Annotated in this window: 11 protein-coding genes; 3 read left to right on the forward strand and 8 right to left on the reverse strand. The window is 55.5% G+C overall.

Going from position 1 to position 14,061, the window contains the following annotated elements:
- Positions 1-5: 5 nt before the first annotated feature.
- From B088_RS00195 to folP, 4 genes are read right to left on the reverse strand one after another with little or no spacing between them, the layout of a single operon-like run.
- Entirely contained in the window at positions 6-2,408 is a 2,403-nt protein-coding gene (locus B088_RS00195) for a DUF5686 family protein (RefSeq protein WP_018106386.1), read from the reverse strand.
- Between the two features lie 54 nt (positions 2,409-2,462).
- A complete protein-coding gene (locus B088_RS00200; protein WP_018106387.1) occupies positions 2,463-3,077 on the reverse strand; it encodes a nitroreductase family protein in 615 nt (204 codons plus the stop codon).
- 38 nt (positions 3,078-3,115) lie between these two features.
- On the reverse strand, positions 3,116-3,937 hold the full coding sequence (gene cdaA / locus B088_RS00205; RefSeq protein WP_018106388.1) for a diadenylate cyclase CdaA: 822 nt from the start codon (positions 3,935-3,937) through the stop codon (positions 3,116-3,118).
- 17 nt (positions 3,938-3,954) lie between these two features.
- Positions 3,955-4,842: a dihydropteroate synthase gene (folP, locus tag B088_RS00210; protein ID WP_018106389.1), complete on the reverse strand. Its 888-nt coding sequence runs from the start codon at positions 4,840-4,842 to the stop codon at positions 3,955-3,957.
- A 566-nt stretch (positions 4,843-5,408) separates the two neighbouring features.
- Here folP and B088_RS00215 point away from each other — a divergent pair.
- Positions 5,409-7,160: a phospho-sugar mutase gene (locus B088_RS00215; protein ID WP_018106390.1), complete on the forward strand. Its 1,752-nt coding sequence runs from the start codon at positions 5,409-5,411 to the stop codon at positions 7,158-7,160.
- Positions 7,161-7,185: 25 nt separating this feature from the next.
- Complete coding sequence (locus tag B088_RS00220) at positions 7,186-9,261, forward strand: DNA topoisomerase 3 (protein ID WP_018106391.1); 2,076 nt, start codon at positions 7,186-7,188, stop codon at positions 9,259-9,261.
- 2 nt (positions 9,262-9,263) lie between these two features.
- On the opposite strand, the gene B088_RS00225 is transcribed toward B088_RS00220, so the two are convergent.
- The 4 genes from B088_RS00225 to B088_RS00240 form a co-directional block, all read right to left on the reverse strand.
- Positions 9,264-9,797, reverse strand: a complete 534-nt coding sequence (locus B088_RS00225; protein WP_245546710.1) for a DUF4294 domain-containing protein — start codon at positions 9,795-9,797, stop codon at positions 9,264-9,266.
- Positions 9,798-10,050: 253 nt separating this feature from the next.
- Positions 10,051-10,851: a zinc transporter ZupT gene (zupT, locus tag B088_RS00230; protein ID WP_018106393.1), complete on the reverse strand. Its 801-nt coding sequence runs from the start codon at positions 10,849-10,851 to the stop codon at positions 10,051-10,053.
- Between the two features lie 5 nt (positions 10,852-10,856).
- Positions 10,857-11,663, reverse strand: coding sequence for a ZIP family metal transporter (locus tag B088_RS00235; RefSeq protein ID WP_018106394.1), 807 nt, complete (start codon positions 11,661-11,663; stop codon positions 10,857-10,859).
- Positions 11,664-11,669: 6 nt separating this feature from the next.
- Positions 11,670-13,052, reverse strand: coding sequence for a UDP-N-acetylmuramoyl-tripeptide--D-alanyl-D-alanine ligase (locus tag B088_RS00240; protein WP_018106395.1), 1,383 nt, complete (start codon positions 13,050-13,052; stop codon positions 11,670-11,672).
- A gap of 376 nt (positions 13,053-13,428) precedes the next feature.
- Here B088_RS00240 and ruvA point away from each other — a divergent pair, with 376 nt between their 5' ends.
- Positions 13,429-14,046 (forward strand): Holliday junction branch migration protein RuvA, encoded by a 618-nt coding sequence (ruvA, locus tag B088_RS00245; protein ID WP_018106396.1) that lies wholly within the window; start codon positions 13,429-13,431, stop codon positions 14,044-14,046.
- Positions 14,047-14,061: the final 15 nt, after the last annotated feature.

The raw sequence follows: 14,061 nt of genomic DNA on the forward strand, positions 1-14,061 counted from the left end.
TTACGTTAAAAGTCAACTCGAAGCGTGCCGCGGACCGCCCAAGGTGATCCTTGACTGTACGCACCCGGTGCCGTCAGTCGGCGATAGACATCGATGCGTCCCAGCTTTAGGATATTCTCCAGACCGAAACCGACCTCTACATAGCTCTGGTGGCGCATCTCTGTGGCAATCGTGGGAAGGATGAAAATGTCCGTCGCATGTGCTTGCTGATTAAGCTTAGACGTGTTGCCGTAGAGATAGTTGAGACTCCAGACACCTCGTAAGCTCAGCTTATTTAGCAGCGGGATCCTATTTAGTATCAGTCCCCTCATATGCCATTGTGCGAAGAGTGTCGCCCACTCGTCTGCCACATACTCCAGTGGGTAGAGGATCTTAAATCCATTGTCGTGGAGGGAGAAGCCCCTATTGGTCGGCGGAATGTACAGGAGAGGGAAGGGAACCGTATTCCATAGCTTGCCCACCGTTGCTTGGTAATCCATGCGTCCCCAGATGCCCAATGGCAACCGCTGCTCCAGTCGGATCTCCGTTCGGTGTCGGAGGTACTCCCCCCCGAGTACGCGGGCGGCGGTCTCGTGCTTGAGGAAGAGCACCGGGTACTCCCGCTTGATCAGGTCCTTGAAGGGCGAGTGTCGCTCCATCGACCCGGGACGGATCCTCTCTCCGGGCGCCCAGCGAACCTCCACTCCGGCGGCGGAGTCTGTGATCGACCACTGGCGCAGCAGGTCTCCATCCCGCTGCACCTTCAGGTAAGGAAAGCCGTGCTCCGCCGGGGTGTCGGTCACATGCTGCAGGTAGACCCTCAGCGACAGTGTGGAGCCGTAGTCGTGGAGGTACTGCAGCTGCCAGATATTCCGGTAGGAGCGGTTGGTGAGATAGGTGGTGCCGAAGTGGTAGTAGGTATTGTCCTGTGGGTCGGTCGCATAGAGCTGACCGGGGGTAAAGAGGTCGTGGCTGTAGGAGAGCTGGAGCTCGTCCCTCGGAAACTCTTCCCGGAAGTACCCCTTCGGGAGAAACGACCAGATGACGGAGAGGGAGTGCTTCAGCTCCCGGTCTCTGAAACCGTAAGCGAGATACCCCTCGAGGAAGAATCGCGGAGAGATGTAGCCGGTCGTCCGACCGCCGAGCCGGATCCGGGTACCCTCCACCTCATTGAAGCCAATCATCTTAGTGATCGGGCCGATGTCGAAGTGGCTTCCACCGAAGAGCTTGTACCGGTCGTACTGTGTCCTTATGTATCCGAGCGATATCATGTCCGCCGCATCTAAGAGAAAGCGGTAGAGCGGTATTGCCTTAACCTCGGCAAGGAAGTCCTTGAGTCCCTGGTCGGAGGCGAGCATCCGCTCCGTCTCCGGTCTGTATCGCACTGCGGTGGAGTCGGACGAGAGGTCGGTAATCGCCTGAGGGGCGCTGTAGAGAAGGGTGTCTGACCCGGCTGTCGGAGTCCCCGGGCTGACCACCTCGTGGTTGTCATAATGCCTCGTCTGCTCCACGTAGAGTGAGAGCAAGCGCCAGTAGAGTCTGAAGGAGAGACTGAGGGTCTCCTCGCTCACCTGTCTCCTATCCGGCTGAGCGGGATCGTATTCCTGTGTGATGGAGAGTGCATCGACAAAGTTGAGGTTGGTGGACTGAGGGACGATGAGTTCGCTCCTCAGTAGGCGCGGCGGATCAGTGACGGTGAAGTAGAGATGCCCTCGGAAGGTGGGATCACTCGGTACGAAGGGGAAGAAGGTAACCGTCTGTGCCACCTGCCCTCGCATGACGAGCGTGTCGGTGAGGTAGTACTTGTACTGACTGAGCCCGTCGGGGCTGAGGGGACTGGCAAAGTGAGTCTGGAGCAGTCGGACATCCCTGCCATAGAGATCGACCTCCGGGAAGAGTTCCTCGATCGCTACGGTCATTGTCCCGTCATCAAGGGTCTGGTCCAGCCCAGTGTGGCGAGAGTATCGGATCACCTCCCGCCACTGACTATCCTCGGCGCTATACCCGTAGTCTGAGATCCGATCTCTGATGGAGAGGGGTAGGACCCACTTCCCATCTAACCGGGAGCGGGTGACGTACTTAGGGAAAAAGGGGAAGAGAGTATTCAGCCACTTTGCCTTCAGGTCAAAGTTGGCAAGCGAGAGGGTCAGCCGATCAGCCCCACGGAGGTGGTAGCTGTAGTCGATGCTGTCTCGCCTGTCTCGCTCACTCTCCATCGCATCAAGCACCAGTGCGATGGCAGGATTTCCTTCTTTCCTGTACTTCCCCCGTGGCATCTCCACGGTAATATTGGGTATGGTGAAGGAGAGCGGCACCGAGTCCTGCGTGGTGATGAGGAAACTGTCCCTCTGGGCGGGGTAGTCCTCAGACGCCGGCACTGTCTCTGCTGAGAGCAGTGCCGGCGTGAGGGTGACAAGAAGTGTCACCATAAATGCTAAGACTAATACCCGCCGCACGATGACTATGTGCTAAGCGTACAAGGATTACTCGGAGACCACGCGGAGGGTCTTCGAGAGTGGCAATTTCTCCTTCTCCTCACCCGTGTCGCTATTCATCCCGTCAAAGACCAGCTCAGCAATAAATCGATACTCCGACGGCACCCCAGCATCCTCTCGCACCCGATCGTCATCGAGACCATTGTAGTGCTGGAGATTGGCGCCAAGGCCCAGCCCAACCAGTCCCAGCCAAGCGGCATACTGGTGTGAGCCCTGCACCTGCTCAGCCCATAGGGGGAAATTGTGCGCATAGGTCGGGAAGCGTTCCTGAAGTGACTTCGTCACCTCCTCGTCGTCAAAGAAAAGCACTGTACCTGCTGCATTACGAAACCCTCGGATCTTATCTGCAGTGCCGTCGGCATACTTCTCTTCGCCTAACTTTTCGATGAGTAGACTCTTGATCAGATCCCAGTGACGGCGGTGCGCAGCCCCGGTGAGGAGTACCATACGGACCGGCTGAGAATTAAAGGCTGATGGGGTAGTGAGTAGAATATTCCCCAGCAGCTCCTCCACCTTCTCGATCCCGGTAGGATGGGAGTCATTGAGGTCATACTGCGAGTGTCGGGTGAGGATCGGCTCCTCAGACTGTATAAATCCTTTCATTTCTTTGTATCAAAAAGTTATTGTTCCAATGTAAGATCTCACGCTGCTGCCGGAGCCAGTATCGGTCCAATAGTCGAGAGATCGGAGAAGTCTGAAGAGAGGAAGCGGCGCAGTCCGTCGGAGTCGACCTGGCGAACGATCTCCCCGCGGTACGCTATGGTGATCTCCCCGCGCTCCTCACTGACGATGATGACGCGAGCATCCGACTGCTGACTTACCCCCAGTCCGGAGCGATGGCGCAGGCCCATCTCCTTTGGCAGCGAGCTGCCATGGGCGACAGGCAGGATGCAGGCTGCGGCGAGGATGTGCCGATCCCGGATGATCAGTGCTCCGTCGTGGAGCGGAGACCCTTCGTAGAATATGTTCTCCAGTAGTCGCGAGTTGACATCCGCATTTAGCAGCTCACCGGTGTGTGCTATCGGTGTTAGGTCGACGTTATTCTCAATGACGATCAGCGCCCCCACCTTCTTCTTCGCCATACGGAGGCAGGCAAAGGTCATCATCGCAATGTACGAGGCCTCCTGCTGCTTCGCCTGGTCGCGCTTGCGCTGACGGAAGATCTTCTCCGGAGAGAGCCACTTATTCGTCGAGCCCAGCAGGGTGAGGAAGCGCCGTATGTCGTCCTGGAAGAGGATCACCAGCACCAGCAGCCCCATCCCCATCATATAATCCATGATCCGCCCCATGAGGCGCATACTGAGGATCCGGGAGAAGAGCACCCACATCATCACGAAGGTAATGATGCCGACGAGGAGCGTGCTATTGCCCCCCTTGCGCAGCGCCCTGAAGAGATAGTAGAGCAGGACGCTAAAGAGAAGTATGTCGAGTACGTCGACGAAATTAAAGGATAGCCACTCCATACATAGTAGGATACTACTTAGTCGATCGGCTTGGCGTCCTCGTCAGAGAGTCGGCGAAGCTCCTGATACATACGTACGCACTCCACGCACTCACGCACATCATGCACCCGCAGTATGTGTGCCCCATGAAGGAGTGAGTATGTGTTGAGGAAGGTGGTCCCATTCAGCGCCTCAAATGGAGTGTATCCAAAGAGCTTATAGATCATGCTCTTCCGGCTGATGCCCACGAGAAGTGGGTACCCAAGGTCGCCCCATTTGTCGAGGTCCGCCATCATTTCCCAGTTCTGCTCCGTGTTTTTCGAGAATCCAAATCCCGGGTCTACGATGATATTCTCGTCCCTCATACCGAGCTCACGAGCCTTCTGCAGCTGACTGAGTAGCTCCGTAATAGCTCCGTCGGCGACTCGACCATCGTAGTGGAGCTGCTTCTGCATAGTCTTGGGTGTGCCCCTCATATGCATCAGGATATAGGGAACGTCGAGCTGTGCTGCCGTCGGGAGCATCTCTGGGTCAATTAGTCCGCCGGATATATCGTTAATGATATCGGCACCGCCTTCCTCAATGCACCTGCGAGCCACCTCCCCGCGGAAGGTGTCTACACTGACAATTACATCGGGATAGTGGCGACGTATAGCGGTAAGCACTTCATGCAGCCGTCGCCACTCCTCCTCTGGGGAGACGTCGTCCGCATCGGGTCGGGAGGAGTAGCCCCCCACATCGATGATCTTGGCTCCCTCAGCGATGATCCTGTCGATACGCTCCTCGACAGCTTCCTCCCCCTGGATACGGCTCCCGGCATAGAAGGAGTCCGGCGTATGATTGAGGATGCCCATGACGACGGGCTCCTCGGTGAGATCCAGGACTTGACCCCTGACACGCAGTGTGCAGTGCTGATCAGACTTCATGGTAGGTGAGTTTCTTATATAACTATGACTTGGCGGCGACCTGTTGTGTCGCTCACAAAGCAAATCTAACTTTTTCCGCTCGGCTCCCCAAAATTGCCCGCAACCTTTTGCCTTCCTTAGTTCACTATACACCACCAGTCTATAGGAAATGAATGGGACTTTGCTGCAGAATGGCAGGGCAAATGCAATAGATCCAACCATCTAAATCCGACCGTCTCTATGAGGTGAATATAGATCAACTCAATAGTCTGGTTTCCAGAATAAAGTGATCCGCTAATTCTGTTACCGATATTAGCATTCACTATTACCGGTATTAGTGCTGAGTAATACCGACTATAGTTTGGACTAATACCGGTATTAGTTTGATGGCATCACCATACGGATTTGGCGCGACAGGTCTGTACCGGATTATGAGGGTAGAGAAAAAAAGGTACATTTGTGTGTGGATGGATTGTGGCGGTCCCACAAAGAGTGGGCTCTTCCCATCGATCCCACTCAGAGTGACACTCACGGTGTCAGTAGTACGAAAGAATATAATAATCACATACTATAATCGTAACATTGCTATGGCAGTATCGGAAAGCTTAATCGCCTCGGCACGTGAGAGGGCTCAGAAGTGGCTCTCTGAGGACTATGATGAGGAGACACGCCGTCAGGTGCAGCGGCTCCTGGACGCAGAGGATCCGGCGGAGTTGGTCGATGCCTTCTACCGGGATCTTGAGTTTGGCACCGGTGGTATGCGGGGCATCATGGGTGCCGGGACCAATCGTATGAATAAATACAATATCGGTGCTGCCACTCAGGGTCTCTCCAACTATATGATCAAGGAGTTTGGCGAGGACGCAGACCTTAAGGTGGTCGTTGGCTACGACGGACGCCACAATAGTACGACCTTTGCTCGTATCGTGGCTGATGTCTTTACTGCCAATGGCATCCGAGTATACCTCTTCAAGAGCCTCCGACCTACGCCGATGATCTCCTATGCGATTCGTCACTTCGGCTGTCAGAGCGGAGGGATGGTAACCGCTTCTCACAATCCGCGCGAGTACAATGGATTTAAGGTCTACTGGGAGGATGGGGCCCAGATCATCGCACCTCATGATAAGAATATCATTGGGGAGGTGAATAAGATCCGCTCCGTACGTGACATCAAGTTTGAGGGACGAGAGGATCTGATCACGATCATCGATGAGAGCTTCGATAAGCAGTACATTGATGCTCTGTTGACGACTCGGCTGACTCCAGAGGCGATCAAGGCTCACCACGACCTCTGCATTGTCTACACACCGCTTCACGGTACCGGCAGCCAGATAAATGTCCGTGCTATGGAGGCGGCTGGATTTGACAACATCCATCCGGTCAAGGAGCAGATGGTGGTCGATGGGGACTTCCCCACGGTGGACTCACCCAATCCGGAAAACCCTGAGGCGATGAAGATGGCGCTGGATCTGGCTCATCAGGTGGATGCCGATCTCGTCCTTGCCTCGGATCCCGATGCCGACCGTCTCGCTGTGGGGTGTAAGGATAATGAGGGGAAGTATGTCCTACTCACCGGCAACCAGACCTGCCTCCTCTATGCCTACTATGCGATCAAGCGTCATCAGGAGATTGGTGATCTGTCCGAGAGTGACTATCTCGTCAAGACCATCGTGACCACCGACCTGATCCGTAATGTGGCTGAAGCAGGTCACGTCGAGCTCTACGACTGCTACACCGGCTTCAAGTGGATTGCCAGCGTGATGAGGCAAAACGAAGGCACCCGTCGCTACCTCGGTGGTGGTGAGGAGAGTATCGGCTATCTCTGGGAAGACTTCGTCCGCGATAAGGACTCTGTCTCAGCCTGTATCATTATGGGAGAGATCTTCGCCTGGGCACTGGAGCAGGGTATGACGCTTTATCAGCTTCTCGACAAGATCTATCTCGAGTATGGCTACTCCATCGAGAAGACCATTAGCGTGGTGCGTCCCGGCGTAACCGGTGCTCAGGAAATCGAGGATATGATGAAGAACTTCCGTCATCACCCCCTCCAAGAGCTTGCAGGCGAGCAGGTGACGGAGGTATTGGATTACTCCACACTGGAGGGTAGAGATCAGGTGAGTGGCGAGACCTACACGCTTGACTTCCCCACCACGTCCAACGTCCTTCAGTTCTTTACCGCTAGCGGCACCAAGCTCTCTATCCGCCCGTCGGGAACGGAGCCTAAGATCAAGTTTTACATTGAGGTACATGCTTCTCCGAAGGATTCTGATCAACTGACCGAGGCACGCCGTACCTGCGACGAGCGTGTAGAGGCGATCCGCAAGCAGCTCGATATCTGAGCTTTTTAATTTAAGAAACAAAGGGATGGGAGAGCGGTGTGAACCTGTCTTTCCCATCCCTTCCCTTGTCTATCGGATGAAGGTCTGTATCGCTGAGAAACCCTCTGTGGCGCGCTCCATTGCCGCTGTCCTGGGTGCCAATGAGGCACACGACGGCTATATGGAGGGCAATGGATACCGGGTCACCTGGACCTTTGGTCACCTCTGTGAGCTGAAGGAGCCGGCGGAGTATGCCACAAGGTGGCGGCGGTGGAGTCTTGTCCATCTGCCGATCGTGCCGGAGCGATTTGGGATCAAGCTTAAGAAGGATAGCGGCATCAAGCACCAGTTTGACATCATCTGCAGACTTGTATCCGAGGCTGACGAGGTGATCAATTGTGGTGATGCAGGTCAGGAGGGAGAGCTGATCCAGCGCTGGGTACTCCAGCTGGCTGACTGTAGGGTCCCGATCCGGCGTCTCTGGCTCTCGTCGATGACCGAGGAGGCGATCCGGGAGGGTTTTGATCACCTCCACGACTCTGCCGAGTATGAGCGACTCTACTATGCCGGCATGACGCGAGCGATCGGAGACTGGCTCCTTGGGATCAATGCGACTCGGCTCTATACCCTTAAGTATCGGTCGGGGGACTCTCGCCGTCTGCTATCTGTCGGACGTGTACAGACGCCGACACTTGCCCTTATCGTCGAGAGGGCGGAGGAGATAGAGCACTTTGTCCCGGAGCCCTACTGGGAGATCAAGACGATCTACCGGGAGACAACCTTTGCCACTACTTCGGGGCGTTACAGTACGGTCGATAAGGCGCAGAAGATCTTGGATAAGATCACGGGTAAGCCCTTCTCAGTCACTAAGGTGACGAAGAAGAAGGGGAAGGAAGCTCCTCCGCATCTATTTGACCTTACCTCCCTCCAGATCGAGGCAAATAAGAAGCTGGGGCTCTCCGCCGATGAGACCCTCCGAACGATTCAGGCACTCTACGAGCGGAAGTTAGTCACCTATCCGCGCGTGGATACAACCTATATCACTGAGGATGTCTTCGCCAAGTGTCCAGAGATCCTCAATAACCTCTACCAGCATCACCGGATGCTGAGCGACCTAATCTCCCCACTGGGGCATAAGAAGCTCCGGAAACTTAAGAGTGTCGTGGATAATAGTAAGGTGACCGATCACCATGCGATCATACCGACCGGTGAGGGCGGGGTACTAATCACTAACGAGGAGATACAGATCTACGACCTCATAGCGAGACGCTTCATCGCCGCCTTCTATCCCGATATGCAGTACGAGCAGACGACGGTCCAGGGAGCAGTCGAGGGCGTACGCTTCCGAGCCAATGGGCGAGTGATCACCGATCAGGGGTGGCAGGCTGTGGTAAAACCTGAGGATGATAAGGAGTCTGGGGACGAAGAGCAGCCTACGGGTATTATGCCCGCCTTTGTAGAGGGAGAGCAGGGCCCGCACAAACCGGAGTTGCAAGAGAAGCAGACCCGCCCTCCAAGAGCCTACACTGAGGCGACGCTCCTCAGGGCGATGGAGACTGCCGGCAAACTGGTGGAGAGTGAGGAGATGAAGGAGGCGCTGAAGCAAAACGGTATCGGGCGCCCCTCTACTCGCGCCGCCATCATCGAGACACTCCTTAATCGAGACTATATCCGCAAGCAGCGGAAAGCTTTACTTCCGACCCCACTTGGTAAGGAGCTGATCCACATCATCCGTGACGACATGCTCAAGAGTGTGGAGCTGACCGGTCAGTGGGAGCGGAAGCTGCGCCAGATCGAGAGTGGAGAGTACGATGCTCGCCAGTTCATCTCCGACCTGACGCAGAAGGTCACTCGTATGGTTGCTGAGGTGATCCGTGATCCTCGCACCATGAGTGCCCTGATCGAGGAGGAGAAGTCCTCTTCCTCGGGGGGGAAAGCAAAAAAGAAGAAACGGCAGCGCCGCTCCTCCTCTAAGTCAGATAGATCTGATGATATTGTCCCCCATGAAGGAGACCTCTGTCCTAAGTGTCATAAGGGACACCTCCTTCGTGGACGGACAGCTCTCGGATGCTCTAGGTATGCAGAGGGATGCGATTACCGCTTCCCAATACCTGAGGAGTAACTTTAGATCAGTCCGTACTCAACTTCCGTACAGACTCGCTCGATCATGGCGTCCTTCCCATAAGGATCATAGTCAGCCTTCAGAGAGGCGCCGAAGAACTTGGCAAACATATTCCAGAATCCTGCCGCAAAGCCGCCAAGGAATGAGTCGATAAGCTCGTATGATGTGCTATTGGTCTCTCTCGTGATCAGCTTTAGGAGGAGCTTGCCCTGTCGGAGGGTGAGCTTCTTCATCTCCGGCTTGTATTGCTCGTAGAGCTCCTTCTGCATCCGCTTGAGGTGAGCCTCTCGAGCCTTGTCATTGGGCAGGGTTAGGAGATACTCGTAGGTCTCCATCATTGTCTCATTCACCATCTTGGCGTAGGGAAGGGTGATCTTCACGTCTCTTACCAGGCGGTTATAGGCTCTGCGCTCCTCGGGGGTAGCATACTTCATCTCCCGATATAGTGAGACCGGTCCGAGGTTTACGGTCGGGAGGCTCTCGCCGTACTCTGTCCGCACCGGTACCAGGAAACCCTTCACCTTCTTCCCCTCCATAGAGATCTCCTTCATCTCCTCGCGGAGTGACTCCTGCGCCTCTGCCACTGCTGATAGCTGCATTAGGACGAGGAGCAATAGGGGGATACGTAGCCTTAGAGGATGCACTAGTAGATAGTTCATAGTTCTTGAGTTGAGGACGTGTGGTACGCCCTTCATTCACGGCACAAATATACGCAAAAAGCCCCCTCGAAACTCTCCCAAAGGCTGATTATAAGGGAGATTTAGGAAAAAGGAGGAAGTATAGTCTTTTTTACAATACAAGGAGTGTCCCCGCCATCACCGCCATGCCGGAGATCACGCCCAGGATCGCCTGATGGTGCTTCCCATACCGCTCTGCCGCCGGGAGAAGCTCATCGAGCGAGATGTAGATCATCACCCCCGCTATGACCGCATTGGTGGTGTGGAGTAGGGCAGGGGTCAGGTAGGGCTGTAAGAAGAGGTAGCCCACCAGTGCCCCGACCGGCTCAGCCAGTCCGGAGAGGACGCCGAGGAGCAGTGCCCGTGAGCGGCTCCCGGTCGCGTAGTAGATCAGGACGGAGACGGAGATGCCCTCAGGGATGTTGTGGATCATAATTGCCAGCATTATTGGTAATGCTGTGGTAGGGGACGAAAGGGCGGAAAGGAAGGTGACCATGCCCTCTGGGAAGTTGTGCAGCGTGATGATGAGACAACTCATCAGCCCGATCCTCCTCAGACCCTCCATAGAGTGATCCTCCCCGGTACCCATCTCCTCTACGCCGTGGATCTCGTGGGGATTCTCCGTCTCGGGGATTGCCAGGTCGATCAGCAGTGTCGCTAGTATACCGCCGAAGAAAGCCAGCACCGCATACAGCTCTCCCACCGGTCCCCACGTCTCCACGAGAGAGACCCGCGCCTGAGACAGCAGCTCCACGAAGGAGATATAGATCATCACCCCGGCGGAGAGTCCCAGTCCGACACAGAGGAGTGACTTATTGGTTCGCTTGGAGAGTACGGCGATCACAGCGCCGATGCCTGTGGATAGCCCTGCCAGCAGGGTCATCATCAGGGCGATTGTAAAATTGCCTTCCATAAAGATCAGTGGTGTATCAGAGCCATCGTCAGCCCCATGAAGAGCAGACCCAAAAGGATCCCATAGAGGGAGGCGTGGCGCCTCCCGTAGCTGTATGCGGCGGGGATCAGCTCATCGAAAGAGACGTAAACCATAATCCCGGCTATCAGTGCAAGCATCAGACCAAGGAAAAGGGGCGACTCCATCGGCGCGGAGAGGAAAGCTCCGAGCACCGCTCCGATCAGCTCCATCACCCCCGAGAGAAGGCAGACCAACAGCGCCCTCATGCGCCCATACCCGGCATAGTATATAGGAATGGCGATCGAGAGTCCGATAGGGATATTATGCATGCCGACGGCCAGCATCACCGGGATCCCCTCTATGGGCGACTCCGCTGCCGTCAGATAGAGCATCATCCCCTCCGGGATATTGTGGATCGAGATCGCAACTGCAGCCGCCAGCCCGGAGATGAGTAGAGAGCGCTTTTCTTCTGCATTCTCCGTGATCCTCATTCCGTTGTCGTGGTGCGTGTGGTGAGTGCTCCCGGGCAACAGCCTGTCGAGTAGTGCCATCACCGCCATGCCGCCGGCGAAGCCCACGAGAGCAAGGAGATGCCCCCGCTCCCCATAGAGTGAGACCAGCTCCTCGTATGCCTCAGGTAGCAAGCCCTGCAGAGCCAGGTAAAGGAGGACACCACCGGCAAGCCCCATACCCAGCGCGAGGAGCCGATCCTCATGGGATCCTCTCCGACCGATGAGTGCTAGGGCGCCCCCGAGAGGTGTCGCCATCCCGGCTCCCAGAGTCAGCAGAAGAGCGTATAGGTCTAGGCTCATAGGAGATCAGTATCTATACTTCGAATTGGGAAGCATGTGGGAGTCTAATGCCCCCTCCTCTGCCTTCATCGCCAGTGTGTCTCTGAGCCTATCAAGCCCGATCTTACGAGACCCCTTGAGTAGCCAGACACTCTCGTCCGGCACCTCGATCACCTCGAGAAACGACCGAAGCCCCCCAATGTCTCGGAAGGCCATCGTCTCCGGCGAGGCGAGTCGGCAGAAGGTCTCGCCCACATAGAGTGTCGTGATCTCCGGCTCCCCCTCCATCAGTCTCATGATCTCCCGGTGCTCCTCTTCAGATGCGTCGCCCAGCTCAAGCATATCGCCGAGGATGGCAAACTTTGCCGGCTCTGGTGCGGTAAAGAGATTCTCGATGGCCGCCCGCATCGAGGAGGGGTTAGCATTGTACGCATCCATAATCAGCGAGACATGGCGCGGCAGCCTGACGACCTGAGAGCGGTCATTGGTCGGAGTATAGGACTCTATTGCGTTGGCAATCGTAGGCATAGTGAGTCCAAAGGTCACCCCGACGGCAAAGGCTGCGAGGACATTGTGGTAATTGTATCGCCCCACGAGATGGGTCCTCACCTCCTGCTCTCCCAGGCTACAGCTGATGCGGAGGGAGAGGTAGGGCTGCTCTCTCAGGATCGTCACCCTGAAGTCCGGCTCCCTCTCGTAGGAGCCATCTGCCAGACCGTAGGTCACCTGAGCCTTGTCAGACCAGCGCTCTCGGAGGAGCGGGTCATCGAGATTAAGGAAAACGACTCCCCCTCTCTCATAGGCTCTCTCGGCCAGTATGCTCTTCTCTCGCAGCGTCCCCTCGAGTGAACCAAAACCCTCGAGGTGCGCCTTCCCTATCCCTGTGATCAGAGTGTGGGTCGGACGGGCAATATCGGCGAGAGGAGCCATCTCGCCCGGGTGATTGATCCCTATCTCCACCACTGCTATCTCATGCTCGTCAGTGAGACGCAGGAGAGTGAGCGGCATGCCGAGGTGGTTATTGAAGTTTCCCTCCGTATAGAGTACCTTGTACCTCTGAGTGAGGACGACGGCGCAGAGCTCCTTCGTCGTGGTCTTGCCGTTACTTCCTGTGATGGCGAGCAGCGGGATCCTGAAGCTCTCCCGGTGTCTCTTGGCGAGCTGCTGCAGTGCAAGGAGCGTATCCTCGGTGTAGATGCAGCGTTCGTCCCTCTCGGCGAGAGCCGGATCTGAGACCAGAGCCACGGCAGCACCGAGCTCTAGCGCCGCCTCGGCAAACGTATTTCCGTCCACCCGCTCGCCGGGTAGGGCGACGAAAAAGTCCCCTTGCTCTACCTGCCTTGAGTCGGTGCAGATGGAGGGATGACGCAGGAAGACTTGGTACAGCTCCTCTATACTCATACTATTCATACATGATATGGTCACTTATGTAGGCACAAAATTAGTCTAAAAGAGGTCCCCCCGCAACCCTGACGGCTCATAGGGTCTTCCATCCGGAAAAGCAGTCGTGGTAAGACCTGAGTGCCGGTGTCGTCTCATGGCAAAGCACCCCTCGGCCTAATACCGGTATTAGTCAAATCTATAGTCGGTATTAGCTGACACTATTACCGGTATTAGATGCGACCAATACCGGTAATAGAATTAGGGGACTCCTACATGCTGATAGCCAGTTAGGTGTGGCTCTCTCACGTTCTTGTCTTGAGACAGACGACCTATGAAGGCTGATTCTATCGCGATTACTCTTTTCGAGAATAAGGGAAGTCATATTTTTTGGTACCTTTCAACCATGATTGAGTATATCTATGGGAAATTGTCCTCCAAGACTCCGACAGCTGTCGTCGTAGAGGCGGGAGGCATTGGGTATATGCTGAATATCACCCTCAATACGTACAATGCTCTGGACCGAATGGAGTCCGACGAGGTGCGTCTCTTTGTCCATGAGGTGATCCGGGAGGATGCATTTGAGCTCTACGGATTTATGGACTTAAGCGAGCGTCAGATATTTCGTCTGCTGACCAGTGTCTCCGGCATTGGTCCTGCGACGGGGCGACTTATCCTCAGTACCTTTACCGCTGGGGATCTGGTCTCTATCATTGCCTCCGGAGACGACCGGTCACTACAGAGTGTCAAGGGGATCGGATCTAAGACGGCCAAGCGGGCGATCCTTGACCTGAAAGACAAGGTGGTGACTGAGATGGCAGACTATATGGGGACGAAGGAGATGAGTGTCAGCCGAACCGTTACGCCTACTGCCCGCAAAGAGGTCTTGGATGAGGCTGAGCAGGCCTTTGTCACACTGGGATATACGAAGGCAATGGCTCATAAGGTCATCGAGAAGCTGATCCGAGAGGATCCGGAGATGAGTGTCAATGATATCATCCGCAAGGGGCTGAAGATGATCTAAATAACTTGCTGAGCG

It is taken from the genome of Porphyromonas bennonis DSM 23058 = JCM 16335, from assembly GCF_000375645.1.
GTDB classification, from domain to species: Bacteria; Bacteroidota; Bacteroidia; order Bacteroidales; family Porphyromonadaceae; genus Porphyromonas_A; species Porphyromonas_A bennonis.